We start from the raw sequence: 25,080 nt of genomic DNA, 5'->3' as shown, positions 1-25,080 counted from the left end.
CCAATAAAGTTGAAAAGGCTTCTATTGGAGGAAATGTCATGTATCAGAGAATATTAAACTTGCTAAATATCAGAGGATATCAAAAAGAAATGACTCCTTTGGGCCCATGTTATGTAAAAGAAGAGCTTAGTAGAAAAAAAGGAGTGTTTATTGCTTACGAGCATAAACCGGACGGAAGCCTTTATACTGCAGAGGAAACGGGCTCATTGAATGAGGAACTGAAGCAGTATATTGGGCCGAAGGCATCGATTCTTGTATTGATTCTTTCAGAACAGGGCGGATCCATATGGACGGACCCTGACAGGTCTTTTGAAGAATTATATGATCCTGTCTGCATGATACTTTCAGCTTCAGACAGCAAGGGCCGGTTATCGGCTCCGTCAGAGGAGTTCCGTTTCAGAAAACTGAAAGATTACCGGGCTACGGCTGTTATATTGATGATCAATATTTTCATGTATCTGTGGTCGGCGGCCAGCACAGAGATCCTTAATTGGGGAGCGCTTACATGGATGCATGCATTCAAACAGGGGGAGCTTTACCGTTTGGTTACCAGCAACTTTCTGCACAATGGATTTGATCATCTGTTTAACAATATGATCGTCTTTGTTTTGATTGGAAGCAGACTGGAACGGAGCTTCGGCAGGGCCAGATATGTGGTTTTATACATGGGAGCCGGGTTATGCGGAAGCATCGCCTCCGCTGTATACTATATGAATATAGGAGAAATGGTGGCATCTGTCGGGGCATCGGGAGCTATTTTCGGACTCATTGGTGCGATGCTTTGGATCTTGATCAAAAACCGGGGTTATCAAAAAGAATTTTACGGAGGAGGAGTCGCACTTATGATCGCGGGAAGCCTGTATCACGGCTTCTCTACCATGGGAGTTGACAATGCAGCCCATATTGGGGGCTGCATCGGGGGATTCCTTTTGGCTATCTTGCTGTATCGGCGAGACAGGGGAAAATAAGGGTGAAGGTGGTGCCCTGATTTAAGGCCGAATCCATATGGATAGAGATGTCCAATTCCCTGGCAATCTCACTGACTACGGATAGGCCAATGCCGTTTCCTTTGGGCACAAAAGAGACGCCGCGGTAAAAGGCGCGGGACTGCTGTTCTTTTGTCATGCCGATTCCGGTGTCAGAAAGACTGCAGACAATATAATCGCCTTCCCGGCTTAAATGGACAGAAATCAGAGGCTCTCTTGAGGCCTCTTTTTTTCTGCTGATTGCGTTGACACCATTAGAGATTAAGTTGTTGAAGATTTGAAGGAATTTAGTCTTGGCGCCCTTGACATAATAGGGGGAGAAATCCTCTGTCTGGACAGAAAAGCGGATTTTACACTCGTTTAGCCTGGAATTCCATGAACACCTGATCTCTTCCAGGAGGGCTTTTAAGTCCACGGGCTCCAGTGCGGCTGAGGCATCGGATACAGGGGAGAGCATTTGGCGGACCATGTCAAAGACAGAGGAAAAATCAGCTTTCATTCCGGACCAGTAAATGTCCTTTAAGAGCTCCGGGTGTGTCTGCTCTATGTACTGAAGCTGGCTGTAAATTAAAGTCAGAGAGTTTTTTAATTCATGAGAAAATGTTGTCAATTCATTTTGATTCTTCATATTCACGCTTCTTTCTATTACAAATTTTATACATCGGCAACTATAAGTTTATATGGGAGATCGTGTAAAAGGCAACGGTAAACAGGGGCAAAAGTTCGACGATTTTTTTCCTTTTCCATTTTCAGAGGTTATGATACAATAAGGAAATGATGCAGGAGGAAAGAATATGTCATATATGGCTTTATACCGAAAGTTCCGGCCGTCGGCCTTTGATGAGGTCAAGGGGCAGGATCATATCGTCACGACGCTGAAGAACCAGCTGGAAGCCGGGCGTATCGGCCATGCCTATCTGTTCTGCGGAACCAGGGGGACCGGAAAGACGTCGGTTGCAAAGCTGCTTGCAAAAGCAGTAAACTGTGAGCACCCGGAGGACGGAAATCCGTGCGGGGTCTGCGAAAGCTGCAGGGAAATCCAGGAAGGCAGTTCTATGAATGTGATGGAGATTGACGCGGCGTCAAACAACGGTGTTGACAATATCCGCGATATCAAAGAACAGGTGCAGTATTCTCCGGCTTCAGGAAAATATAAAGTGTTTATTATCGACGAGGTGCATATGCTTTCCATGGGGGCATTTAATGCCCTGTTAAAGACTTTGGAAGAGCCGCCGGAATATGTGATCTTTATTCTGGCTACTACAGAGGTACACAAGATACCCATAACGATCCTTTCCCGATGCCAGAGATATGATTTTCACCGGATCACAGCAGATATTATTGCTGACCGGCTCATGGAACTGATGTTGGAAGAACACGTGGAGGCGGAAGAAAAAGCGCTGAGATATGTGGCCAGGATGGCGGACGGTTCCATGCGTGATGCGCTGAGTCTTTTGGACCAATGTATTGCATTTTATCTTGGGAAAAAACTGACCTATGAAAATGTGCTTGAAGTTTTAGGGACAGTAGATATCAGTGTATATGAAAGACTTCTGGACAGCATTCTTGTAAATGACGTGACGGAAGTCATCGGGATCGTCGGAAAGGTTGTGGAGCAGGGAAGAGAACTTTCCCAGTTCATCACAGATTTCATCTGGTATTTGAGAAATCTTCTGCTGGCAGGCAAAGGTGATGCGTCCATGGAGGCTCTGGAAGTTTCTGCGGAGCAGCTCAGCCTGATGCAGAAAAAAGCAGCACAGGTGGAAGAAGAGACTGTGATCCGGTATATCCGCATACTGTCGGATCTGCTGAACCAGATCCGGTTTGCCACATCAAAAAGAGTGCTGGCCGAGGTGGCATTAATCAAGATGTGCCGGCCGCAGATGGAGACCGACCTCTCCAGTGTGCTCGAGCGAATGCGCATGCTGGAAGATTCGCTTGAACAGATAAAATCCCGGGGAATCTCCCTGGCACCTGAGACTGCCTCAGAAGAACCCGTTCAGCAGCCTGAGGAGCCGGCAAAGACGCCGGAGCAAATACTGGAAGAGAGGCTTCCGAAAGCCAGAGCCCAGGAACTCAAGGAGATCATTAAGCACTGGAAGCAGGTGAAGCTTGCACAGCCGCCGATGATAAAGAATCTCCTTTCGAAGGGAATCCTGACTGCGGATGAATCGACAGAAGTTCTGAGACTTATGTTCAAACCGGAAGGCAGCATGAACATGGGGAAGGATTACTTTCAGAGACATCCCGAAAAGATAGAGGCACTGGAAGCAGAACTGGCGAAGAGATCAGGGTTCCAGGTAAAGATAGAGATCGGTGAACTGGAGTCTGAGAAAAACGAAGACACCATTAATCTGGATTGTATCCACATGGATGTGACAATAGAAGAGTAAAAAGAATTTTATTTCAGGAGGTATTTAAAATGGCAAAAAGAGGCGGATTTCCGGGTATGGGCGGAAATATGAACAACTTGATGAAACAGGCGCAGAAGATGCAGAAGCAGATGGAAGAAACCACAAAACAATTAGAAGAGACTGAATATGAAGCCACAGCCGGAGGCGGAGTTGTAAAGGTTGTTGTTTCAGGCAAAAAGGAAGTGGTATCCGTAAGTCTGGATGAGGAAGTGGTTGATCCGGATGATATTGAGATGCTGGAGGACCTGATCGTGGCAGCCGCCAATGAAGCGCTTCGCAAGATGGAAGAAGATTCACAGAGCAAAATGGGGAAAATCACCGGAGGTCTCGGAGGAGGCATGGGAGGCGGATTTCCTTTCTAAGGATGGATAGCGGATATGGATTATTACAGCAGCCAGATCACGAAGTTGATTGAAGAATTGGGGAAGCTTCCCGGAATCGGCCCCAAGTCGGCCGGGAGGCTTGCTTTCCACATTATAAATATGCCGCTTGACCAGGTGAAGCATTTGTCTGAGAGCATCCTGGATGCAAAGGAAAATGTCCACTACTGCAGAGAGTGCTGTACCCTGACGGATCAGGACATCTGTCCGATCTGTTCCAGCAGCAAGCGTGATCACAGTACTATTATGGTGGTGGAGAGTACCAGGGATCTGATGGCCTATGAGAAAACAGGAAAATACGAGGGCATTTACCATGTCCTGCACGGAGCAATATCTCCGATGCTTGGAATCGGACCTTCAGATATCCGGCTGAAAGAATTGATGGCCAGACTTCAGGGGGATGTGAAAGAGCTGATCATTGCTACCAACTCAAGCCTGGAAGGAGAGACCACGGCAATGTATATAAGCAAGCTTGTGAAGCCGACAGGCATCAAAGTCAGCAAAATTGCCAGCGGAGTTCCGGTGGGCGGAGATTTGGAATATATTGATGAGGTTACCCTTCTTCGGGCACTGGAGGGAAGAACTGAATTATGAAATGAAAAAGAGCAGCCGGGCAGGCTGCTCTTTTTCTGTAAGTAACTTTAAAACAATAAGGAGAGGATTTTCATCCTCAAGAGGGGTAGGATTTGAAAGTATTTAAAAATGTTTAACTACTTTACATTTCTTATTCTACTGGATAATTGTGACCAAACCGTGAAGAAACTGTGGATAAATTAAAAAAAGAGGTTAAATTATCAGAATCTTTTGAAAAAAATAATGAGAAAACAAAAAAACACTGTATACATATTGAAATTGCTTGACAATATAAAACCCATTTTTTATAATAATAACATAAAGAGGAACAAGGGAACGGATACCTAGAAAGAATCGATGGGAGGCGATATTGTTTGGATATTATGTCGAAAGACATAGAAGACATTCTATATACAGAGAGTAATAAATTTCATACAGTGAGCCTTCAGAATATAGAATAAATATGTCCAGTATAGATTTTATACACAGGTCGGAGAGACAGGACAGGTAGAACGTCATACGAAGAATCAGACGTATATAGAAGAGAACGGAAATAAAAGAAATGAAAGATCAAGAAGTTTGATGTTTGAGTCGCAGAGACTCAGAGTTCGGATTGATTGAGAGATTGAAGGGAATACAGAAGTTGTGTATGGCATGTATGAAATAGGGCGGATCGAAGAGAAGCCTCCGATCAATAACAATTAAATAATCTAAAAGGTGAGTCGCAGAGACTCACCTTTTTTAGTTAAGCGAATATTATAGTAATAATTTCACACTTCATTTTTGGATTCTTGAAAAAGGCCTATAAATAAGATACAATACTTACCAAAGGAGATGAAGATCATGAAAAAACAGGATTGTATATTTTGCAGGATAATCAGCGGAGAGATTCCGTCAACAACCATTTATGAAAATTCAAAATTTAAGGTGATCATGGATATCGCTCCGGCCAACAAGGGGCATGTACTCATATTGCCGAAAGAACACTATGATAATATTTACGATATAGATACGGCCACAGCCGGAGAACTGTTTGAACTTGCAGCTATGACTGCGAGGGCTTTAAAGTCGGTTCTTGGCTGCGACGGAATGAACATTTTACAAAACAATGGAACTGTGGCTGGTCAGACTGTCTTCCATTTTCATATGCATATCATCCCGAGATTCGAGGATGATACCGTGAATATAGGATGGAAAGAACTGAGCTATGAAGACGGAGAGATGGAACAGCTCAGGGAAGCCATACGGAAGGAAATGTAAGGGCATGTCAAAGATATCCTGGAAACCGGGCAATATGATATATCCCCTGCCGGCAGTGATGGTAAGCTGCGGCGCAGAGGGCGAGCCTGACAATATCATTACTGTGGCATGGACGGGTACGATCTGTACAAATCCGCCGATGACCTATATTTCACTGAGACCCCAGAGACATTCCTACCATATGATTGAAAAGAGCGGTGAGTTTGTCATCAACCTTACCACGGCAGAACTTGCCAAAGCGACAGACTTCTGCGGCGTGCGCTCCGGAAGGGACCTGGATAAGTTTAAAGAGACGGGACTCACGAGGGAACACGGTACACTCTCATATGCGCCGTATATCAAGGAGAGCCCCGTGAACATCGAATGCCGGGTAGAAAAGATCAATCCTTTGGGCTCCCACCATATGTTTACGGCCAGAGTTGTAAACATTCTCGCAGATGATACTTATATGGAAGAAAACGGACGGTTTGCCCTCGAAAAGACCAATCCTCTGATCTATTCACATGGAGGATATTTTGAGACGGGCAGACAGATCGGAAGTTTTGGATACTCCGTAAAGAAGAAAAAAAGGAAGAAAAGAAATGACAAGCCAAAAAGGAAATAACTATATTTTAATCGGGATGCCCGGGGCCGGCAAGAGCACCATCGGAGTTCTGCTCGCCAAGGCATTGGGAGCCGAGTTTATCGATACGGATCTGGTGATCCAGCAGAAGACCGGAAAGCTTTTAAGAGATATTATCAGCCAGGAAGGAAACGAAGCATTTAAAAAGATCGAGGAGGAGGTCAACGCATCTGTCGAAGCAGAAAACTCTGTGATTGCACCGGGGGGAAGCGCCATTTACAGCCCCAAAGCGATGGAACATTTTAAAAATATTGGTACAGTCATCTATCTGAAGCTCGATTATGAGACGGTTGCCCAACGCCTCGGGGACCTTGCGGCAAGGGGTGTGGTGCTGGATAACGGGCAGACACTCAGTGACTTATACCATGAAAGAATACCTCTCTATGAAAAATATGCAGACATCACGGTAGATGCCGATGATTTAAAGATCGGGGAAGCCTTAGAAAAAGTGTTGGAAAACTTAATGTAGTGTGATATACTGATAAATATGCGAGTAAGCGGCATGGAACTTTTGGACTTATGAAGGCTTTGATTGCCTGTCCAAGGGTTATGTATGAAAAAGATACGCTTATTTTTCAGAAGAATGGATAGAGTATTGATAGAGAATGAATGATTCGATTGATTGAATAGAGTTTTATATAGAGGTGTATGATGGAACAATATATCATTAAAGGCGGAAACCCACTGGTAGGGGAAGTTGTCATTGGAGGTGCGAAGAATGCTGCACTGCCCATTTTAGCAGCAGCAGTTATGACAGACGGGACGTGTACTATTGAGAATATGCCCGATGTCAGGGATACAAATGTTCTGCTCCAGGCCATGGAAGGCATTGGAGCCACAGTTAATAGATTAGGGAAACATGAAGTAGTTATCAGCGGAAGCGGAATGAATGTGGACTGCGATGTGGATAACGAGTATATCCGGAAGATCAGGGCTTCTTATTATCTGATCGGGGCTCTTCTCGGGAAGTATAAAAGGGCCAGAGTAGCCCTGCCGGGCGGATGTGAGATCGGAAGCCGTCCGATTGACCAGCATATTAAAGGATTTAAGGCGCTGGGAGCCACGATTGAGATTGAAAACGGCATGATCACAGCGACTGCCGATGAGTTGATCGGCTGTCACATTTATATGGATGTGGTATCTGTCGGTGCGACTATTAACGTCATGATGGCAGCGGCTTTGGCAAAGGGAAATACAACCATTGAAAATGTGGCAAAAGAACCGCATGTAGTTGATGTAGCCAATTTTTTGAACAGCATGGGAGCCAGCATACGCGGAGCCGGCACTGATGTGATCAAGATCAAAGGCGTAGAAAAGCTTGGAAATTGTGAATACTCCATTATCCCGGACCAGATTGAGGCGGGGACATTCATGACTGCGGCCGTGGCTACAAAGGGTGATATTACGATCAAAAATGTTATTCCAAAGCATCTGGAAGCCATCAGCGCGAAGCTGGAGGAGATCGGTGCGCAGGTAGATGAGTTTGACGATGCGGTCAGAGTTGTAGCGACAAAAAGGCTCGATTCCACCCAGATCAAAACTCTCCCGTATCCAGGGTTTCCGACGGATATGCAGCCTCAGATGGCAGTGTCACTGGCTCTGTCCAACGGAACTAGCATCGTTTCAGAGAGCATTTTTGAAAACCGTTTCCGGTATGTAGATGAACTGACAAAGATGGGTGCCCGTATCCAGGTGGACGGCAGAACGGCCATCATTACCGGAGTCAAATTGTTTACCGGGGCAGATGTCTCAGCACCCGATCTGCGTGCAGGGGCAGCGCTGGTCATTGCAGGCCTTGCGGCCGACGGTTATACTACGGTCAGCGATATCGGATATATCTACCGGGGCTATGAAGGTTTTGAAAAGAAAATTCAAAATCTTGGCGGAGATATCCAGCTGGTAAACAGCGAGAAAGAAATCGCCAGATTTAAACTTCGTATTGTATAGATAAAGGGGGAATTGCCGATGCGACAATACCTGAAGAATGAAGTTTTTAAAATATCCAAGTGGATAGAATTTTATTTATCTGCGCTGATTGCCATAGCGGTTATCGGCGGCGGGATCTGGATGATCAAAGATCTGATCACTATTTTATCATCCAATCCGGATTCCAATGCTGTCTATCAGTTTGTACTCAATGCATTTAATCTTGTGATCTGCGTGGAATTCATCAAGATGCTTTGCAAGCATACTGCGTCAACACTGGTAGAAGTGCTGATGTTTGCGATTGCAAGACAGATGATTGCGCAGCATACCAGTCCGGTGGAAAATCTGCTCTGTATTTTTTCAATCGCGGTCCTCTTTATTATAAGAAAGTATTTTCTGGACCGTTTTGAGGACATTGACAAGACAGTATTTCTGCCAAACCAGAAGATTGCCAAAGTAAATGAGCTGGTCCATGTGAACATTCCGGAGGAATACAAAGGAGAGTCCATAGGGGAAGCAGTACTCAAGGGCATCGATCTGGAAAAGGAAGAAGTAAAGTGCGGGCATTGTTATTATTTTCCGGGCGGGGCAATCCGCGTATCTAAAGTTGCCGCAGGGCAGGTGAAGGAAGTGGAAGTCATCCGCAGCAGGAATGTAAATATCATGCCGAATTTATGATTTTAGATTGAAGCAGGTCCGATCAGTTCGGGCCTTTTTCGATATATATAGTTGCTGTTCAGCAGAGCGAAAGGAGCACATAATGGAAAAAATATTATTTACATCAGAATCCGTGACTGAAGGACATCCGGACAAAGTCTGTGACCAGATTTCAGATGCTATTTTAGATGAACTGTTAAAACAAGACCCGATGAGCAGGGTAGCATGTGAGACTTGTACCACAACGGGACTCGTTATGGTCATGGGCGAGATCACAACCAATGCCTATGTGGATATCCAGAAAATAGTAAGACAGACTTTGACGGATATCGGATATACGAGAGCCAAATATGGATTTGACGCGAGTACCTGCGGTGTCATCACGGCCATCGATGAACAGTCCAAAGATATTGCCCTTGGTGTGGACAAGGCCCTGGAGGCAAAGGAATCCGATATGTCCGATGAGGAACTGGATGCCATCGGAGCAGGTGACCAGGGCATGATGTTTGGATTTGCTACAAATGAGACGGAGGAATATATGCCCTATCCGATCTCTCTTGCTCATAAGCTGTCCAAGAGACTTACGCAGGTACGTAAAGACGGGGTTCTTCCTTATCTAAGGCCGGACGGAAAGACACAGGTCAGTGTGGAATATGATGAAAACGGAAATCCTTTCCGTCTGGAAGCTGTAGTCTTATCTGCACAGCATGATCCGGAAGTGGATCAGGAGCAGATTCACGAAGATGTGAAAAGAGAGATCTTTGATAAGGTTCTTCCGAAAGAAATGGTGGATGATCAAACAAAATTTTTCATCAATCCGACAGGACGTTTTGTCATCGGGGGGCCGCAGGGTGACGCGGGACTCACGGGAAGAAAAATCATCGTAGATACCTACGGCGGATATGCACGGCACGGCGGCGGAGCTTTTTCAGGCAAGGACTGTACCAAGGTAGACCGTTCGGCTGCTTACGCTGCGCGCTATGTGGCAAAGAATATCGTAGCTTCCGGACTGGCTGACAAATGTGAGATCCAGCTGTCTTATGCGATCGGTGTTGCACATCCGACTTCCATCAATGTGGATACGTTCGGCACCGGAAAAATATCCAGCGAAGATCTCGTGGAACTGATCAGGAAAAACTTTGATCTGAGACCGGCAGGCATCATCAAGATGCTGGATCTGAGAAGGCCGATCTACCGTCAGACGTCCAACTACGGACATTTCGGAAGAAATGACCTGGATCTGCCGTGGGAACGCCTGGATAAGGCAGAGATGCTGAGAGAACAGGCCAAATAAGAGGATAGGATGATGTCATACGACCTTGTGTTTAAAAACGGAACCATTGTAGATGTAAAGACAAAGACAAGTTACAGGGCAGACCTGGCTGTGTCAGGGGGAGTGATCGCAGAGATCGGCAGTCTTGACGGAGAAAGAGTAGTGGACTGCAGCGGAAAGGTGCTCTGTCCGGGATTCATAGACGCCCATGTCCATATTGAGTCCAGCATGGCATCGCCGGCTTCATTTGCAGATGCAGTGCTGCCCCATGGGACTACGACGGTAATCGCCGATCCTCATGAGATGGTCAATGTCAGGGGAAATGAAGCTATGAAATATCTTCTGGATGCATCAGAGGATCTGCCGGTTTCCGTCTATGTGATGCTCCCGTCCTCCATTCCTTCTACACCATTTGAAACTAATGGGGCGGATTTCACGTCTAAAGATATAGAGGCGTGGATTGAACATCCGAGAGTGCTCGGCCTGGGAGAGGTCATGTGTTATCCGGATGTTCTTGCAGGAAGAAAGGAGATTATGGATAAGATCGCTCTCTGCAGGGGAAAAGTGATCGATGGACATGCTCCCGGACTCTCAGGAACCGATTTGTATCAATATATACAGGCTGGGGTCATGACGGACCATGAGTGTACCTCCTTTGAAGAGGCAGAAGAAAAGCGGAGAGCCGGCATGAAGATTCTCATCCGGGAAGGAAGTGCGGCAAGAAATGTGGAGGCGATCGTTTCAGGAATCGTGAAGAAGGGCCTTGACACGGAAGGATTTCTTTTCTGTACAGATGATAAACATCTGGATACAATCGAGCACGAAGGTCATATCAGTTATAATATAAAGAAAAGCATCCGGCTGGGACTGAAACCGGAGGAAGCAGTGGCCATGGGCACCTGGAATACGGCGCGGACATATGGCCTTGCCAGCGTCGGATGCCTGGAAAAGGGATTTGATGCAGACATCGCAGTCTTAGATTCTCTGGAGAATATGAATGTTCTTGAAGTCTATAAAAAGGGTCTTCCTTCCGGATGGTGGTTGGAACACAGGGCGGAACATGAAACGAATTACAGGGGAATGCTGCACACAGTGAATCTGAAACCGTTTACTGAGGAACAGCTGAAACTGCACACAGAAGGAAAAGTGCCGGTGATCGGGCTGGTGCCCGGACAGATCACGACAAGGTACCTAAAAGAAGAGGTGCCTGCTAAAAATGGTCTTTTTTGTCCCGATTCCACATACTCAAAGCTGTGTGTGTTTGAGCGGCACAGAGGTACAGGGAATATTAAGGCCGCTCCGCTGAAAGGGTATGGGATCACAAATGGAGCAGTTGCTACATCTGTTGCCCATGACTCACACAATATTATCGCAGCGGGAGATAATGACAGAGACATTATGAAAGCTGTGGAGATCATACAAGAGATGCAGGGAGGCTATGCTCTGGTGCAGGGCGGGGAAGATATTCTGAGACTTCCGCTTCCGATTGCCGGACTCATGAGTACGCGGCCTGCAAAAGAGATACAGAACCGGCTGGATGCCATGGTACGGAGAGCCAGGGAAATGGGCATATCAGAGGACTGTGATCCTTTTATAACATTGTCATTTATGGCGCTGCCGGTGATACCGGAACTACGCCTGACAGATAAAGGACTGGTGGATGTAAAAAACTTTCAGATGATAAAGGAAAAAGGTGAGTAGAATGAGCAGAAGAAGGAGAACAAGAAGGAAATGGAACAAAGCCGGTATTGCCGGATGGATTCTTTTACTGGCTGTAGTCATAGCCGGGAGTATCTGGTTTGTCCGTTCCGGAAAGACAAAATACACAAGTGTAAATGACGGGATTGGAGAAATGACCGCGAAGGCCAATGAAGGTGTCATGGACAAAGGAACAGGAGACGAATTAAAGGAGTCGCTCTATGTTCCGAGAAAAATTGATAAAACGAAGAAGCTGATCGCATTTTCTTTTGATGACGGTCCGGCCAGAGAGAATACGGACAGGATTGTCAAGGCTTTAGACAAAAATGATGCGAGAGCAACATTTTTTATGCTGGGACAGAATGCCAACCTGTATCCGGAACTGGTAAAGGAAGTCATGGATTCAGGAAATGAAGTGGCAGGACATTCATGGAATCATCCTCAGCTCACAAAGATCGGGACTTCCGGAGTCCGGCTGCAGATGCAGAAGATGAATGCTGCCATCTCCAAGGTGACAGGAGCAGATGTGGGACAGCTTAGACCTCCTTACGGTGCTATCAATGACACGGTGAAAGCCAATGTTGATGCTCCTCTGATTTTATGGAGCATCGATACGCTGGATTGGAAGACACTGAATACAAATGCCACGGTCAACACGATTTTAAAGCAGGCCAAGGACGGAGACATCGTATTGATGCATGATATCCATAAACCTTCGGTGGCGGCAGTGGAAAAAGTTCTTCCTCAGCTGAAGGCAAAGGGATTTGAAGTGTGCACGGTATCTGAGCTCCTGGAAGCCAAGGGAATAAAGGTCGGCAAGGGCGATGTGGTCATTAGTGCAAACCAGATCAACAGGTATAAAAAATAGTTTACATAGAATCAGTGATTCACTCACCCGGGTAAGTGATTGACTGCAGAACTATTGTCTGAACAAAGGAAATTATTTGCCTGCGGCAAATCGCATCTGGCACGCAAAGTTGTCAAGCCCCTCAAAGAGTGAGGGGTTGGGGCGTTGAAGTGGGCTTGCTCCTCTTTTCGTATGCACAGAGAGTTCAGAAAAAGCTGGCCGGAGTATTCAGAGACAGGGGAGCGAAAAAAGATGACCACCTCTATTTTCTGAACGGAACAAAACCGCCGGCGATTCTCGTGGAAAGTTTTTTCTGTGATAACAAGGGGGACTGTGAACTGGGAAATGATATGAAAAAGCTAGGAAAATTGATTGCAGACGGTATCGCCGGAAAAACAGAATTGAGACAAAAGGGGCCGTCTGCGCCGATGCATAAGGATGTGGAAAAAAACTTTCAAATGGTGCCGGGACTGTGGACAAAAGCCGCTGAAGACGGATCGGCTGCGACCTGGGCAATTTTTGAAGGCGAAGGTACCATGCCGGAATCGATCCAGCAGCTGGAAAAGAGGATTGGAACCGAATGGCTGCCAAACTCAGGATATGAGTTTGGGTTCCGGTAAAAAAGAAAAATGAGTAAACGGTAAATCAAAGATCCGGCAGCCATAATGACTGCCGGATCTGCATTCTTACAGATCATCTATTAAGGCGGTACTTTTTGCATACGCAGTGCTTTTTGCCTCAAAAAAGTCTGTTTTAATCATGTTGGCGTTGGAGAACTGTCCGACCCAGGACATGGACTCCGGTTCAGTTTCATTACCGGGATAAATGGGTTCAAAGCCGAGATTTTGGCATCTCAGATTTCCCAGGTACCTGATATATTCCTGCACCATTTCCTTTTTAAGCCCCTGGATCTCATCGCCGATTACATAGTGTCCCCAGCGTATCTCCTGTTCACAACCCTTTTTGATCATCCGGCGATAGTCATTGATACAGTCAGCATTGAACAGGGAGGGCTCTTCTTTTTTTAATTCCAGCAGAATATTTTTAAACAGCCACAAATGAGTATTTTCGTCCCTGTTGATATACCGGATTTCCTGTACAGAACCCGGCATACGGTGATTTCTTCCGAGATTATAAAAAAACATAAATCCGCTGTAGAAGTAAATGCCTTCTAAGATGTAGTTGGCAACAAGTGTTTTTACGAAAGTTTCTGCATTTTTATTGGTCTGAAAATCATTATAGAGGTCACCGATGAATTGATTTCTCTCCAGCAGATGAGGATCGTCTTTCCACTGATACAGGATATCATTTCTTTCCTGAGGCTCGCAGATCGTATCCAGCATATAGCTGTAACTCTGGCTGTGGACTGCCTCCTGGAATGCCTGGATCGACAGGCACAGATTGACCTCATTGGCCGTGATATATTCACTGATATTCGGAAGGTTTGCCGTCTGGATGCTGTCCAGGAAGATAAGAAAAGAAAGGATCTTATCATATGCCCGGCGCTCAGGCCCCGCAAGCTGCTTATAATCTTTGATGTCTGTCCCCAGATTGATCTCTTCAGGTATCCAGAAATTATTCATAGCCTGGCGGTACCAGATGCTGACCCAGGGGTATTTCATATTATTAAAATCATTCAGGTTTGTTGTATTTCCGTTGATCATCCTGCGCTTTCGGACATCCGTGTCACCGTAAGGATTAAACAGAGGTTTTTTTGTAAGTTCTGTCATTGATTCTCTCTCTTTCTGTAGTTAAGAAGAACAAACTTCGCAATCTTCAACTTCAAGGCTTTTGGACCGCATGTAATAAATTGTTTTGACTCCCTGTTCCCATGCCAGGATATAGAGGTCCAGGACTTTTCGGAACGTGTATTCATTGGTGATATACAGATTCATGCTCTGTGCCTGGTCGATGTGTCTCTGACGGACACCGCATGCTCTCACAGACCAGGTCTGGTCAATATAGTGGGCATTTTTATAATACCAGAACGTCTCCATGGACAGTTCAGGGGCAACTCTTGGGATCAGCCCATATTTTTTCTCTTCCAGAAAGTACCGGTTCATGACAGGATCCAGGCCTGCCGTGGTTCCGGCAATAATGCTGGTGCTGCTTGTAGGTGCTGCGGCAAGCAGATAGCCGTTGCGCAGCCCGTGTTTTTTGATCCGGTCCTCAAGTACTTTCCAGCGTCCTTTTGTGAGACCACGCTTTCTGAAATATTCCCCGGTCTGCCAGTCACTGCCCGGGAAATACGGATAATATCCTTTTTCTTGGGAAATTTTTGAACTGGCTTCCAGTGCGGCATAATGGATATCGGAAAATACTCTTTCTGCGAATTTTAAATGTTCTTCGCTCTCCCATTGTATTTTATGCTTTGCCAGCATGTGGTGATAACCGCTGACTCCGAGGCCTACGGGGCGGTATCTTCTGCTGTTGATCTCGGCATAAGGCACAGGAAAAAAGTTCAGGTCGATTACATTGTCCAGGGCCCTCACTGCACTTTCTGTGACATAGGACAGCTGCTCGTAATCGGTGACACAGAGATTCCCGAGGGAGAGGCTTGCCAGATTGCAGACTACAAAGTCTCCTGGTTTTGTGACGTTCACAACGACTTCCTCACCACCGATAATTTCAATTCTCTGTTCTGTCTGTACGGAGGCGCTCATATTCTGGGCGATCTCGGTACAGAGGTTGCTGCAGTAGATGATACCCTTGTGTGGGTTGGGATTTGCACGGTTGACATGATCCCGGTTGAATGTAAATGGCGTTCCGGTCTCTGCTGCACTTTTGATAATCATCCTCACGATATCTTTGATGGGGATCACACGCTTACTGATTCTGTCATCCCGGACACAGTCCAGATATTTTTCTGTCCACTCCGTTCCATAGCAGTCTTCCAGTGCATAACCTTTGACTGTGAGTATGTCGTGGGGGCACATCAGGTACCAGCTGCCTTCAATATTATCTCTTGCCTGTTCCCAGAAATAGTCGGGATAGCAGACTGCAGGGAACACGTCGTGGGCTTTCATTCGTTCATCTCCGTTGTTTGTCCGGAGACTCAGAAATTCGGGAAGGTCTTTGTGCCAGACGTCCAGGTAAACGGCCACGGCACCCTGCCGCATTCCAAGCTGGTCTACGGCCACAGCCGTATCATTTGCAAGCCGTATCCAGCGGATCACGCCTCCCGCGGCTCCCTCAAATCCCCGGATCGAGCTTCCGCTGGCCCTCACTTTTCCGAAGTAAAGGCCCATGCCTCCTCCAAATTTGCTTACTTTGGAAAAGCTGTCAATGCTTCGGTATATTCCGTCCAGGCTGTCCGGAACCGTGTCAATGAAACAGGAAGAGAGCTGATGGTAAGGTTTTCTGGCATTGGAAAGAGTCGGAGTGGCCATGGTGACTTGAAGGAGGCTTAACATATCATAAAAACGTTTGACCCACTGATTTCTGTCTTCTGTTTCCTTCATCGCCAGATGCATGGCGATGCCCATGAACATTTCCTGGGGAGTCTCCAGAGGATTCCCCTGCCGGTCCCGGATCACATACCGGCTGAGCAGAAGTTCCAGGCCGGAATAGTGAAACAGGCTGTTTCGCTCCGGCCGGATCCAGGATGAAAACAAACGGATCTCATCTTTAGAGTAATGTTTCAGGATATAATCTCCATATAAATTCTGCTGACTCAAAAATATAATTTTATCACAGAAATTCCGGATATGGTATTCTTCTAAATTGTTTTTAACCACAGATTCGAACTCCAGGATCTTGAGCCTTGCGGCAATATTCTCCCATTTGGGAGCCTCCTGGGAAGTGAGCTCGGCGGCCGCCTTTACAAGCAGAAGGAGTTTCTCATGATCCTCCATATTTTCCTTCAGAAAACTCTGAAACTTCTCGTTCAGGATATTTAAGTCATATTCTTTCTGCAGAAACTCATTTTGTATGGATTTAAGAAGGTTTCCAATCGGAAATTCCTCTGTCCGGAATGCTTCCAGTATCGTCTGTCTTACAATGACAGCGTTTTCGGAGCCCTGTGCTCTTGTTATGTTTTTCATATGAATTGTTCACCTTTCAACTATATGTAGGATGCTAAAAATTATATTAACACAATATATTGATCTTGACAACGCATATCAAGAATAAAACTGATGCAAAGAGACACGGGAATATATTCCTCCTGGGAAATTTCACAGGAATTGTGCAGCTTCATTGTTTGATAGCCCCTCTCCCTAAAGCCTTTGTATATATTGATTACATTTTCAAGGTCTGTTAGGATGGATTTGTTGAAAATAACAACACAGTAAAGATCAGAAGATTCCGTCTGATGTGTTGTGCTCAATACCCAGGCGCCGGGCTTTGAGTCCAGTTGACGAAGAAAGGATGAAAAATTATGATGCAGAAAATTCAAAAATTCGGCGGGGCGATGTTTACTCCGGTTCTCTTGTTCGCCTTCGCGGGAATTGTCATAGGGATCGGAACCCTGTTTACCACAGAGACTATTATGGGCAGTCTTGCTGCTCCGTCCAGCATGTGGTACAAATGCTGGAATGTGATATTACAGGGCGGCTGGACCGTATTTAACCAGCTCCCTCTCCTGTTTGTTGTCGGACTTCCAATTGGCATGGCGAAAAAACAGAATGCCCGGTGCTGTATGGAAGCTTTGGTTTTATATCTCACATTTCACTATTTCCTGAGCACGATCCTTTCCCAGTGGGGAGGAGTCTTCGGGGTTGACTTCGCACAGGAAGTCGGCGGCACAAGCGGTCTCACAATGATCGCAAATATAAAAACCCTGGATATGGGTATGATGGGCGCACTCGCTATCGCGGGAATCGTCATTTACTTACATAACCGTTTCTTTGACACGGAACTTCCGGAATGGCTGGGTACGTTCAGCGGCTCCACCTTCGTATTCATGGTCGGATTTTTCGTGATGATTCCGGTGGCAGTCCTCGCAGCATTATTATGGCCCAAAATCCAGATTGGTATGTTTGCATTCCAGGGATTTGTCAAAGGAGCGGGAGCTCTCGGAATATGGGTCTTCGTCTTTTTAGAGAGAGCCCTGATTCCTTTTGGCCTGCACCATATCTTATATTCACCGTTTTATTACGACAATGTGGTGGTACCCGGAGGACTTTATGCCTACTGGGCAACCAAGCTGCCTGAGATCGCAGCGTCCGGTGCATCTTTAAAATCGTTGGTTCCTATGGCCGGATTCACATCCACTGGGTTCTCAAAAATCTTCGGATGTCCGGGGATCGCACTGGCTTTTTACTCAACTGCGAAGAAAGAGAAGAAAAAGAAGATCCTGGGTCTGCTAATTCCGATCACACTGACCGCGATTTTCTGCGGCGTGACAGAGCCGATCGAGTTTACCTTCCTGTTCGTGGCGCCTGTACTCTTTGTAGTCCACGCACTGCTGGCGGCCACCTTATCCACTACCATGTATCTGGCAGGAATCGTAGGAATCCACTCCGGCGGAGCGATCGAAATGGCTTCTTTAAACTGGATTCCTCTGATGGGAAATCACTGGAAACAGTATCTGCTCCTGCTGGTCATCGGCCTTGTATTTACCGGAATTTATTTTGTGGTATTTAAATTTCTGATTCAGAAATTTGATTTCAAGACACCGGGTCGGGAAGATGATGATGAGATTAAATTTGGTTCCAAGAAAGAGTTCAGGGAGAAGAAAGGTTCTAAGCAGGACCAGAAAATAGAGTTTGCGCAGCTGATCCTTGAAGGCCTGGGAGGAAAGGATAACATAGAAGATGTGACAAACTGTGCAACCAGGCTCAGGGTCAATGTAAAAGATGAAAAGCTTTGTAAGGACGACCCTTATTTTAAATCCATAGGAGCCCATGGCTGCTCAGTGAATGGAAAGTCATTCCAGGTTATTATCGGCCTGAAAGTAGCGGGCGTCCGGGACGATTTTGAGAGTTTACTGTAGTAGGTTGAATTAAGAAAGCAGGGATAAAGATGATGAATGTAAAAAGCAGCAGATTAGACAGGTATTACAATATCGCCAGGGTCCTCCTTTGCCTGACACCGTTCGTGTGCCTTGCGTACCTTTCCATGGGAGCGGCCAGAGTGGGAGGCTCAGTCTCAGCCGCGATCGGGGAGGACCCTAAGCTTGCGGTGATGTTTCTGGTGTCTATGATCAATCCGTTTATCGCATACCTCATGACGTTTATGCAGAAGAAATTACACATGGATGCTGCCTATGCAGTTGTCAATCTCACCCTGCTCATTGCGGCAGAAATCATGCTTCAGAACATCTGGTATATCCTGCTCCTTGGGTTTATACTGTATAAGACAACCCGGGAGAGCGGACTGACCGTCAGGGAGAGCTTTAAAAAAGTTTGGAGGAATCAGTTTCTGAGTGTTATTTCAGGGAGCCTTGTCGTGATCGCGCTGTGCTCTGTCTGCCTGTTTGCAACCATAAGAATTGCGCTGCATTAAGCAGAAAATGGACGTAATTTCTACCGGATAAGTATCCATCTAACAATAGTTTTTTACCACTATTGTAGGAGCGCATTTTAAAGCGCGACGGAAATAGTGGTAAAAAACTCATTGAATGAAATATCTGTTTACATATCTCCGATAGAGAAGTTCACCAGGCGAAAATAGTCTTTTACATCCGGAATCGTCAGACGGAGGCACAGAGGGCCGCCGTTTTTTCTGTATTCCTGATATAAACCTTTCTGGATCATGCGGCTGTTCCATATATCCAGAGGCTTACCGCCGTCAGTCCAAAGAATCACCGGCCCGCTGCAATGGTCTGCAAGGCACAGAAATTCATCCAGGTTAAAAATATAAAGTTTTATCATTGATCTGCCCTCCTTTCATAGATTACAGTTTTTAGGAGAGAAAGAATCGGGGCCCTGTTTCTGTTCTGCTTATCTGTAATATCATTATAACGAAAAAATACAGATAAAAATATAAGATTACTGCTGCTTTATATCACTATCCTGCCATTTGCGTCGGTATTCTTTTGGTGAACATCCCATGGTTTCCCGAATGCGTGTGCGATCTGAGAGACCGTCAGTTTTTCAGAATAATGCTCCTGAACGTACTGCATTATGGATTTTATTTTTTTTGAGTCCAGAGATTTTGTGGCGTACAGGACATTGGAATTGACCAGACCGCCGGAACCGGCAGGAAAGCTCATTTTTCCGCCCGGAGTGTAATATTCCAGAGTTTCTTTTTGGATATAAAATAATCCGGCCTCCTTATGCAGTGCCAGGGGATCTGACCGCCGATACAGCGGTCAAACTCTACATAGGAACAGGTATATGGAAAATTCGGGCCAAAATCCGGGAAATGTGAAAATTCACAGCTTTTGTTCTGTGTCACGGAACCAATGACCGCTCCCTAAACCCGGCAAATCTATTGTCACCGGATGCTTTTGGGGTGTACTATTTGGTCAGTGAAGAAAACAACAAAGCAAATGCTAGGAGGATGTTGATTATGACAAAGAAGAAATATGCAGTTACAGTGGCAGGAGGAGGCAGCACATTTACACCGGGTATCGCTCTGATGCTCTTAGAGCACATGGACCGTTTTCCAATCAGAAAAATCATGTTTTACGACAATGACGCCGAGAGACAGGAAGTAGTGGCACAGGCATGCCGGATTTACCTGAAAGAGCATGCACCGGAAATTGAATTTGGATATACGACGGACCCGGAGACTGCATTTACAGACATTGATTTCGTACTGGCACATATCCGGGTAGGGAAATATGCCATGAGAGAGCTGGATGAAAAAATTCCGTTAAAATACGGGGTGCTCGGACAGGAAACCTGCGGACCGGGAGGAATTGCTTACGGAATGCGTTCCATAGGCGGCGTTATCGAGATTTTAGATTATATGGAACAGTATTCTCCGAATGCCTGGATGCTGAACTACTCAAATCCGGCAGCCATCGTTGCGGAGGCTACCAGGAGGCTGCGTCCTGATTCCAAGATCCTGAACATCTGCGACATGCCGATCGACCTGGAAGAGAAAATGGCAGATATGTGCGGGCTGTCTTCCAGAAAAGAGATGCAGGTCGGATATTATGGGCTGAACCACTTCGGATGGTGGCATAAGATTTATGACAATAACGGAAATGATCTGATGCCGCAGATTAAAGAGCATATGAAAGCAAACGGTTTTGCGGACGCATTGTCCGATACAAACCAGCATGTGGATGAAAGCTGGGTACATACCTTCCAAAAGGCAAGAGATGTCTACGCAGTAGATCCGGAGACGATCCCGAATACCTACTTAAAATATTATCTGTTCCCTGATTATGTGGTAGAAACCTCTGATCCGGAGTACACAAGGGCCAATGAAGTCATGGACGGACGGGAGAAATTTGTGTTCGGAGAGTGCAGGCGGATTGTAGAAAACGGCACAAGCAAAGGATGTGCGTTTGAGGCGGATGCACATGCAACTTATATCGTTGACCTCGCCTGTGCCATCGCTGAGAATACACAGGAAAGATTCCTCCTGATCGTTCCGAATGAAGGGGCAGTGGAAAACTTTGACCGCACAGCCATGGTTGAGATTCCCTGTATCGTAGGCTGCAACGGATATGAAAAGATCTGCCAGGGAGCAATTCCTCAGTTCCAGAAAGGATTGATGGAACAGCAGGTAAGTGTAGAAAAACTGACAGTGGAAGCGTGGATCGAGGGAAGCTATCAGAAACTGTGGCAGGCGCTGACTCTTTCAAAGACAGTTCCGAGTGCAAGGATTGCAAAACTGATTTTGGATGACCTGATCGAAGCAAACAAAGACTTCTGGCCGGAACTGAAATAAGTCAAATGGGAGGTATGGGATGTTCGGATTTTTAAAGGGAAAAAGTAAAAAAGAGAAGATATTTTATTCCATGGTAACAGGAAAGAGTATTGATCTTTCTGAGGTAGATGATGAAATGTTTGCAGGAAGGGTTCTGGGTGACGGGATTGCTGTCTGGCCGGAGGAGGATGTGTTTTCGGCTCCCTGCACCGGTACAGTGACTACGGTGACGGATACAAAGCATGCCATCGGTCTTGAGAACGGTGACGGTGTTCAGGTGCTCATTCATATCGGACTGGACACGGTAAAACTTGATGGAAAGGGCTTTGAAACTTATGTGGAGCCAGGACAGAAGGTAAAAGTCGGTGATCCCCTTGTAAAGGTGGACCGTCAGATGCTCAGGGAAGAAAAAATTCCGGACGTCTCCATGCTGGTTTTCATAGAACCAAACGGACATAAACTGACTAAATTTTATACACGACAGACAGTGGAGGCGGGAACAAGTCCTCTGGTGGAATACGAGTAGGAAATTTCTCCATTATTGCAAGGCAGGTATCATGAGGATATCTGCCTTCTTGCATCAATGGACAAAATGTGGGAAATAGAGTAAAATTAGGGTAAGATTCAGGAACCAGAAGGCGGCGGAAGCATTTATGAGGTAGATGTCTTTATGAAATTAGATGAACTGGTGAACAAGCATTACGGACAGCTCAATGAAAATGATTTATACATATGGAATTACATATTTTCACACAGGAAAGAGTGTGAAAAGCTTACCATAGACCAGCTGGCTTTTAAGTGCAGTGTGTCGAGGACAACCGTTCTGCGGTTTGCCCAGAAACTGTCCTTAAAAGGTTATGGTGAACTAAAGGTCTTTTTAAAGCTTGATAATCAGGAGGCAAAGGAAAACATCGGGCATGTGGACATGGTCTGTGAGTCTTACCGCCGGGTGATCGACAGCATGAAAGAAAAGGACTGTACAGATATCTTTAGGAAGTTTGATCAGGCAAAGAATATCTACGTGTATGGGATCGGCATGATCCAGTCTTCCATTAAAAAAGAGTTAAAGCGGACCTTCATGATGAGCGGGAGGCTGATCTATGATCTGAGCGGATATGAGGAAGCGGAAAGGCTTCTCAGCATTGTCACGGAGGATGACTTGTTTATCATCATATCTGTTTCAGGAGAGAATGAATTTATCAATAACTTTACTAAAAATCTAAAGATCCGGGGCGTCTCTGTGCTGTCCATCACGAAGCTTCGGGAAAATACGCTGGCACATATGGCGGACTATGCTCTCTACGTTACTGAGACGGTGTTTTCCCAGCCGTTCAGTCACATAGAGTATGATTCTCTCACATCATATTTCATTTTGATTGAGATTTTATTTTTAAAGTACATGGAATATAAGACAAAAAAAGAGGAGATAGCGGATGAGGCTGGAAACCCTGATTGAAGAAAATTATGATAAACTGAATGAAAATGATTTGAGTGTCTGGAACTATATTCTGCGGCATAAGAAGGAGTGTCAGACCATGTCGATCCAGGAGCTGGCAAAACAGTGCCATGTGTCCCACACAACAGTCTCAAGATTTACTCATAAACTGGGGATGGAAGGCTACGGGGAACTGAAGATTTTTTTGAAATGGGACAGCCGGGAGGAGGAATCCTTCGATGTGAGGGAGATCGAGCGGGTCTACCAGGACTACATAAAGACTCTGGATATGATGAAGGACAGGGACTGTTCTGATGTCTCAGAGATGCTTTCCAAGGCCGGAAGCATATATGTATACGGAACAGGAGCGGTCCAGAAAAATGCTGCAAGAGAGTTAAAGAAGAACCTGCTTTTCCTGGACTATTTATGTAATTTGATTGAAGGACGAGATGAAATAAAGATGGTGCTGGAAATCGTAAAAGAGGGAGATGTATTTTTTCTGTTTTCTCTTTCCGGTGAAAATGCCTTTGTCAATGAGCTGACAGGCAGGCTGAAAGCAAAGGGTGTCAAAATCATCTCTGTGACAAAAGTGGGGAATAATGAGCTGTCGAGGCTCAGTGATATCAGCCTTCAGTTCTATGCTCATCCGGTGCTGAAGGGAAGGTGTAATTCCGATGTATATATGACGGCTCAGTTTTTTGTGGTCAATGAGTTTTTACTTTTAAAGGGATTGGAGTATGGAAGAAGTGAAGAGTGAATTCTAAAAGGTACAATAGACGGTCTTTCTCTTTTCTGTTAAAATAAAAAGAAAAATCAGGTGGTGACAGATCATGTTTGTAGAAGAAAGACAGCAAAAGATTCTTGAACTTTTGCATGAAAATCAGAAAGTAAAAGTAAAAGAGCTGAGCCGGATGTTTGAGGTTACAGAAGACTGTATCCGGAAAGATCTGGCCAGTATGGAAGGCCGCGGCCTTTTAAAGCGTGCCTATGGAGGCGCCGTTCTGACGGAAGGCATGCACCCGGGGCACAGCAATGCGGTTTCTTCAAGGAAGGAAACGAACCTGAAAGAAAAACAGAGGATTGCAAAAAAAGCGGTAAAGCTGATCAGCGACGGGGATGTGGTTTTTTTGGACACATCCACAACGAACCTGGAGGTTGCGCGGGAAATCATCCGTTCTAAACGGAAAGTGACGGTCGTAAGCTGTATGCTGGATATCGCAAATCTGTTCGCAGCAGATGTAAACACTGGATTTATACTTTTAGGAGGAGAGTTCAACCGTTCTCAGATTGGGTTCCTGGGTTCGCTGACCCTTTCTATGATGGAGAACTTCAGATTTGATCTCTGCTTTATGGGTGTTGTCGGGGCGGATATAAAAGGAAATGAAGTCACTACCTATGTTCCGGAGGACGGAGCTATGAAGCGGAAGGCCATTGATAAAAGCCGCAGAAGATATCTGGTGATGGAGACAAAAAAGTTTGATTTCCAGGCAAATTATGTCTTCACAGATTTCACACAGGTAGATGGGGTGATCTGTGAGAAGGAGCCTCAGGAAGAGATAAGAGAAGTGCTGAGAGAATATGGAACAGAGATCATAGCATGACAGTTCCTGTATGATCTCCGCTCGATTTTTGAAATGTATGGATAAATAAGATCATAGGCAAAGTATCTGTAAAATATGGACAGATACTTTGCCTGTTGTATTGATTCGCTGATTTTAAAAGCTTTTTTAAATTTGTACCACCCTGTCCACCCAGCCGCGGTAAAAATTCTCTTCATGAGATACAAGAAGTACGGTGCCCGTGAATTTTTTCAATGCGTCTTTCAATGCTTCTTTGGCCGCTGCTTTTGAATACAGCAGGTTCATTTGCTCCTCTTTTATATAAAGAGACTGGAAAGCAGATTTTAAAAAATCTGAGATCGTTATGTTATGTTCCCCTTTGTTAAGCTGGAATTCTGCTTCTTTAAAAAGCTGTTTTTCGCCGAATGAATGTGATAAATCTTTAATATCTAATAAGCTCATGATGATCGTGATCCTTTCCTATCATATAAAAAGACAGAAGACAAAATACATTACTGTATCTGCCTTCTGCCGTATCTTAGAGACGGTGTATTATAAAACAACAAAAGGCCGCGGACAAAACATTGTCCGCAGCCTTATAGCATGGGATTTTTCGGGAAAACGGGTATCCAAATAAGAACTGCTCATGCAGCCGCAGATGATTCTTGATTCGGATCTGTC

25 protein-coding genes and 2 pseudogenes are annotated in these 25,080 nt (G+C 45.5%); 22 read left to right on the top strand and 5 right to left on the bottom strand.

All coding sequences use genetic code 11. From position 1 onward, the window contains the following. The first annotated feature begins 38 nt into the window (after positions 1-38). On the top strand, positions 39-968 hold the full coding sequence (locus P8F77_RS17160) for a rhomboid family intramembrane serine protease (protein WP_024729245.1): 930 nt from the start codon (positions 39-41) through the stop codon (positions 966-968). Here P8F77_RS17160 and P8F77_RS17155 read toward each other — a convergent pair. Further along, positions 934-1,614, bottom strand: a complete 681-nt coding sequence (locus P8F77_RS17155; RefSeq protein WP_024729246.1) for a HAMP domain-containing sensor histidine kinase — start codon at positions 1,612-1,614, stop codon at positions 934-936. The genes P8F77_RS17160 and P8F77_RS17155 overlap by 35 nt on opposite strands. A 166-nt stretch (positions 1,615-1,780) precedes the next feature. Here P8F77_RS17155 and dnaX point away from each other — a divergent pair, with 166 nt between their 5' ends. From dnaX to P8F77_RS17090, 13 genes and pseudogenes are all read left to right on the top strand, one after another. Then, positions 1,781-3,379, top strand: coding sequence for a DNA polymerase III subunit gamma/tau (gene dnaX / locus P8F77_RS17150; protein WP_024729247.1), 1,599 nt, complete (start codon positions 1,781-1,783; stop codon positions 3,377-3,379). Between the two features lie 29 nt (positions 3,380-3,408). Beyond that, positions 3,409-3,762: a YbaB/EbfC family nucleoid-associated protein gene (locus P8F77_RS17145; RefSeq protein ID WP_024729248.1), complete on the top strand. Its 354-nt coding sequence runs from the start codon at positions 3,409-3,411 to the stop codon at positions 3,760-3,762. A gap of 15 nt (positions 3,763-3,777) precedes the next feature. Continuing rightward, complete coding sequence (recR, locus tag P8F77_RS17140; protein ID WP_024729249.1) at positions 3,778-4,374, top strand: recombination mediator RecR; 597 nt, start codon at positions 3,778-3,780, stop codon at positions 4,372-4,374. A gap of 822 nt (positions 4,375-5,196) precedes the next feature. Then, a complete protein-coding gene (locus P8F77_RS17135; protein ID WP_024729250.1) occupies positions 5,197-5,613 on the top strand; it encodes an HIT family protein in 417 nt (138 codons plus the stop codon). Between the two features lie 4 nt (positions 5,614-5,617). After that, positions 5,618-6,217, top strand: a complete 600-nt coding sequence (locus P8F77_RS17130; RefSeq protein WP_024729251.1) for a flavin reductase family protein — start codon at positions 5,618-5,620, stop codon at positions 6,215-6,217. Further along, positions 6,195-6,704, top strand: coding sequence for a shikimate kinase (locus P8F77_RS17125; protein WP_024729252.1), 510 nt, complete (start codon positions 6,195-6,197; stop codon positions 6,702-6,704). Before P8F77_RS17130 ends, P8F77_RS17125 begins: the two co-directional genes overlap by 23 nt. Before the next feature lie 182 nt (positions 6,705-6,886). After that, positions 6,887-8,182, top strand: coding sequence for a UDP-N-acetylglucosamine 1-carboxyvinyltransferase (locus P8F77_RS17120; RefSeq protein ID WP_024729253.1), 1,296 nt, complete (start codon positions 6,887-6,889; stop codon positions 8,180-8,182). 18 nt (positions 8,183-8,200) lie between these two features. Next, positions 8,201-8,839, top strand: a complete 639-nt coding sequence (locus P8F77_RS17115; protein ID WP_024729254.1) for a hypothetical protein — start codon at positions 8,201-8,203, stop codon at positions 8,837-8,839. A gap of 82 nt (positions 8,840-8,921) precedes the next feature. Next, complete coding sequence (metK, locus tag P8F77_RS17110) at positions 8,922-10,112, top strand: methionine adenosyltransferase (protein WP_024729255.1); 1,191 nt, start codon at positions 8,922-8,924, stop codon at positions 10,110-10,112. Positions 10,113-10,121: 9 nt separating this feature from the next. Beyond that, positions 10,122-11,792 carry an adenine deaminase gene (gene ade, locus P8F77_RS17105; protein ID WP_330607072.1) on the top strand — a complete coding sequence of 557 codons (1,671 nt, stop codon included), beginning with the start codon at positions 10,122-10,124 and terminating at the stop codon, positions 11,790-11,792. A 1-nt stretch (position 11,793) separates the two neighbouring features. Beyond that, positions 11,794-12,657 carry a polysaccharide deacetylase family protein gene (locus P8F77_RS17100; protein ID WP_287519809.1) on the top strand — a complete coding sequence of 288 codons (864 nt, stop codon included), beginning with the start codon at positions 11,794-11,796 and terminating at the stop codon, positions 12,655-12,657. Between the two features lie 128 nt (positions 12,658-12,785). Further along, positions 12,786-12,965, top strand: a pseudogene (locus tag P8F77_RS17095) (hypothetical protein); the annotation flags it as partial. 84 nt (positions 12,966-13,049) lie between these two features. After that, positions 13,050-13,241 (top strand): annotated as a pseudogene (locus tag P8F77_RS17090) (GyrI-like domain-containing protein); the annotation flags it as partial. Positions 13,242-13,322: 81 nt separating this feature from the next. Here the strand turns inward: P8F77_RS17090 and P8F77_RS17085 are convergent. Further along, positions 13,323-14,366, bottom strand: a complete 1,044-nt coding sequence (locus P8F77_RS17085; protein ID WP_148459919.1) for a ribonucleotide-diphosphate reductase subunit beta — start codon at positions 14,364-14,366, stop codon at positions 13,323-13,325. 21 nt (positions 14,367-14,387) lie between these two features. Then, entirely contained in the window at positions 14,388-16,679 is a 2,292-nt protein-coding gene (locus tag P8F77_RS17080) for a ribonucleoside-diphosphate reductase subunit alpha (protein WP_024729260.1), read from the bottom strand. 335 nt (positions 16,680-17,014) lie between these two features. Between P8F77_RS17080 and P8F77_RS17075 the strand changes: the two genes are divergently transcribed. Next, entirely contained in the window at positions 17,015-18,571 is a 1,557-nt protein-coding gene (locus P8F77_RS17075; RefSeq protein ID WP_024729261.1) for an alpha-glucoside-specific PTS transporter subunit IIBC, read from the top strand. Positions 18,572-18,600: 29 nt separating this feature from the next. Continuing rightward, positions 18,601-19,083 (top strand): hypothetical protein, encoded by a 483-nt coding sequence (locus P8F77_RS17070; protein WP_024729262.1) that lies wholly within the window; start codon positions 18,601-18,603, stop codon positions 19,081-19,083. Between the two features lie 128 nt (positions 19,084-19,211). Here the strand turns inward: P8F77_RS17070 and P8F77_RS17065 are convergent, their stop codons facing one another. Then, on the bottom strand, positions 19,212-19,451 hold the full coding sequence (locus P8F77_RS17065) for a hypothetical protein (protein WP_024729263.1): 240 nt from the start codon (positions 19,449-19,451) through the stop codon (positions 19,212-19,214). Between the two features lie 640 nt (positions 19,452-20,091). Between P8F77_RS17065 and P8F77_RS17060 the strand changes: the two genes are divergently transcribed. From P8F77_RS17060 to P8F77_RS17040, 5 genes are all read left to right on the top strand, one after another. Then, positions 20,092-21,426, top strand: coding sequence for a 6-phospho-alpha-glucosidase (locus tag P8F77_RS17060; protein WP_024729266.1), 1,335 nt, complete (start codon positions 20,092-20,094; stop codon positions 21,424-21,426). 19 nt (positions 21,427-21,445) lie between these two features. After that, positions 21,446-21,931 carry a PTS glucose transporter subunit IIA gene (locus P8F77_RS17055; RefSeq protein ID WP_024729267.1) on the top strand — a complete coding sequence of 162 codons (486 nt, stop codon included), beginning with the start codon at positions 21,446-21,448 and terminating at the stop codon, positions 21,929-21,931. A 144-nt stretch (positions 21,932-22,075) separates the two neighbouring features. Then, on the top strand, positions 22,076-22,861 hold the full coding sequence (locus P8F77_RS17050; RefSeq protein WP_024729268.1) for a MurR/RpiR family transcriptional regulator: 786 nt from the start codon (positions 22,076-22,078) through the stop codon (positions 22,859-22,861). Continuing rightward, complete coding sequence (locus P8F77_RS17045; protein ID WP_024729269.1) at positions 22,839-23,597, top strand: MurR/RpiR family transcriptional regulator; 759 nt, start codon at positions 22,839-22,841, stop codon at positions 23,595-23,597. Before P8F77_RS17050 ends, P8F77_RS17045 begins: the two co-directional genes overlap by 23 nt. A gap of 73 nt (positions 23,598-23,670) precedes the next feature. Next, positions 23,671-24,441: a DeoR/GlpR family DNA-binding transcription regulator gene (locus P8F77_RS17040; RefSeq protein ID WP_024729270.1), complete on the top strand. Its 771-nt coding sequence runs from the start codon at positions 23,671-23,673 to the stop codon at positions 24,439-24,441. 126 nt (positions 24,442-24,567) lie between these two features. Here the strand turns inward: P8F77_RS17040 and P8F77_RS17035 are convergent, their stop codons facing one another. Next, complete coding sequence (locus P8F77_RS17035) at positions 24,568-24,861, bottom strand: hypothetical protein (protein WP_330625689.1); 294 nt, start codon at positions 24,859-24,861, stop codon at positions 24,568-24,570. On the opposite strand from P8F77_RS17035, the gene P8F77_RS17030 reads away from it, so the two are divergent. Next, positions 24,860-25,036 (top strand): hypothetical protein, encoded by a 177-nt coding sequence (locus P8F77_RS17030; protein ID WP_347256207.1) that lies wholly within the window; start codon positions 24,860-24,862, stop codon positions 25,034-25,036. The two genes, P8F77_RS17035 and P8F77_RS17030, sit on opposite strands and share 2 nt — an antisense overlap. The last annotated feature ends 44 nt before the right edge of the window (positions 25,037-25,080 follow it).

Origin of the sequence: Anaerostipes sp. PC18 (assembly GCF_039789045.1) — a bacterium.
In the GTDB taxonomy this organism is placed as follows: domain Bacteria; phylum Bacillota; class Clostridia; order Lachnospirales; family Lachnospiraceae; genus Anaerostipes; species Anaerostipes hominis.
The sequence above is the reverse complement of the archived record's forward strand: the minus strand, read 5'-3'. Positions and strand labels throughout refer to the sequence as shown.

What these genes read in the sequence shown, in the direction of transcription:
- P8F77_RS17160 (WP_024729245.1), top strand. Translation starts at nt 39, where the DNA reads ATGTATCAGAGAATATTAAACTTGCTAAATATCAGAGGATATCAAAAA.
- P8F77_RS17155 (WP_024729246.1), bottom strand. Translation starts at nt 1,614, where the DNA reads ATGAAGAATCAAAATGAATTGACAACATTTTCTCATGAATTAAAAAAC.
- dnaX (WP_024729247.1), top strand. Translation starts at nt 1,781, where the DNA reads ATGTCATATATGGCTTTATACCGAAAGTTCCGGCCGTCGGCCTTTGAT.
- P8F77_RS17145 (WP_024729248.1), top strand. Translation starts at nt 3,409, where the DNA reads ATGGCAAAAAGAGGCGGATTTCCGGGTATGGGCGGAAATATGAACAAC.
- recR (WP_024729249.1), top strand. Translation starts at nt 3,778, where the DNA reads ATGGATTATTACAGCAGCCAGATCACGAAGTTGATTGAAGAATTGGGG.
- P8F77_RS17135 (WP_024729250.1), top strand. Translation starts at nt 5,197, where the DNA reads ATGAAAAAACAGGATTGTATATTTTGCAGGATAATCAGCGGAGAGATT.
- P8F77_RS17130 (WP_024729251.1), top strand. Translation starts at nt 5,618, where the DNA reads ATGTCAAAGATATCCTGGAAACCGGGCAATATGATATATCCCCTGCCG.
- P8F77_RS17125 (WP_024729252.1), top strand. Translation starts at nt 6,195, where the DNA reads ATGACAAGCCAAAAAGGAAATAACTATATTTTAATCGGGATGCCCGGG.
- P8F77_RS17120 (WP_024729253.1), top strand. Translation starts at nt 6,887, where the DNA reads ATGGAACAATATATCATTAAAGGCGGAAACCCACTGGTAGGGGAAGTT.
- P8F77_RS17115 (WP_024729254.1), top strand. Translation starts at nt 8,201, where the DNA reads ATGCGACAATACCTGAAGAATGAAGTTTTTAAAATATCCAAGTGGATA.
- metK (WP_024729255.1), top strand. Translation starts at nt 8,922, where the DNA reads ATGGAAAAAATATTATTTACATCAGAATCCGTGACTGAAGGACATCCG.
- ade (WP_330607072.1), top strand. Translation starts at nt 10,122, where the DNA reads ATGATGTCATACGACCTTGTGTTTAAAAACGGAACCATTGTAGATGTA.
- P8F77_RS17100 (WP_287519809.1), top strand. Translation starts at nt 11,794, where the DNA reads ATGAGCAGAAGAAGGAGAACAAGAAGGAAATGGAACAAAGCCGGTATT.
- P8F77_RS17085 (WP_148459919.1), bottom strand. Translation starts at nt 14,366, where the DNA reads ATGACAGAACTTACAAAAAAACCTCTGTTTAATCCTTACGGTGACACG.
- P8F77_RS17080 (WP_024729260.1), bottom strand. Translation starts at nt 16,679, where the DNA reads ATGAAAAACATAACAAGAGCACAGGGCTCCGAAAACGCTGTCATTGTA.
- P8F77_RS17075 (WP_024729261.1), top strand. Translation starts at nt 17,015, where the DNA reads ATGATGCAGAAAATTCAAAAATTCGGCGGGGCGATGTTTACTCCGGTT.
- P8F77_RS17070 (WP_024729262.1), top strand. Translation starts at nt 18,601, where the DNA reads ATGATGAATGTAAAAAGCAGCAGATTAGACAGGTATTACAATATCGCC.
- P8F77_RS17065 (WP_024729263.1), bottom strand. Translation starts at nt 19,451, where the DNA reads ATGATAAAACTTTATATTTTTAACCTGGATGAATTTCTGTGCCTTGCA.
- P8F77_RS17060 (WP_024729266.1), top strand. Translation starts at nt 20,092, where the DNA reads ATGACAAAGAAGAAATATGCAGTTACAGTGGCAGGAGGAGGCAGCACA.
- P8F77_RS17055 (WP_024729267.1), top strand. Translation starts at nt 21,446, where the DNA reads ATGTTCGGATTTTTAAAGGGAAAAAGTAAAAAAGAGAAGATATTTTAT.
- P8F77_RS17050 (WP_024729268.1), top strand. Translation starts at nt 22,076, where the DNA reads ATGAAATTAGATGAACTGGTGAACAAGCATTACGGACAGCTCAATGAA.
- P8F77_RS17045 (WP_024729269.1), top strand. Translation starts at nt 22,839, where the DNA reads ATGAGGCTGGAAACCCTGATTGAAGAAAATTATGATAAACTGAATGAA.
- P8F77_RS17040 (WP_024729270.1), top strand. Translation starts at nt 23,671, where the DNA reads ATGTTTGTAGAAGAAAGACAGCAAAAGATTCTTGAACTTTTGCATGAA.
- P8F77_RS17030 (WP_347256207.1), top strand. Translation starts at nt 24,860, where the DNA reads ATGATGATCGTGATCCTTTCCTATCATATAAAAAGACAGAAGACAAAA.
- P8F77_RS17035 (WP_330625689.1), bottom strand. Translation starts at nt 24,861, where the DNA reads ATGAGCTTATTAGATATTAAAGATTTATCACATTCATTCGGCGAAAAA.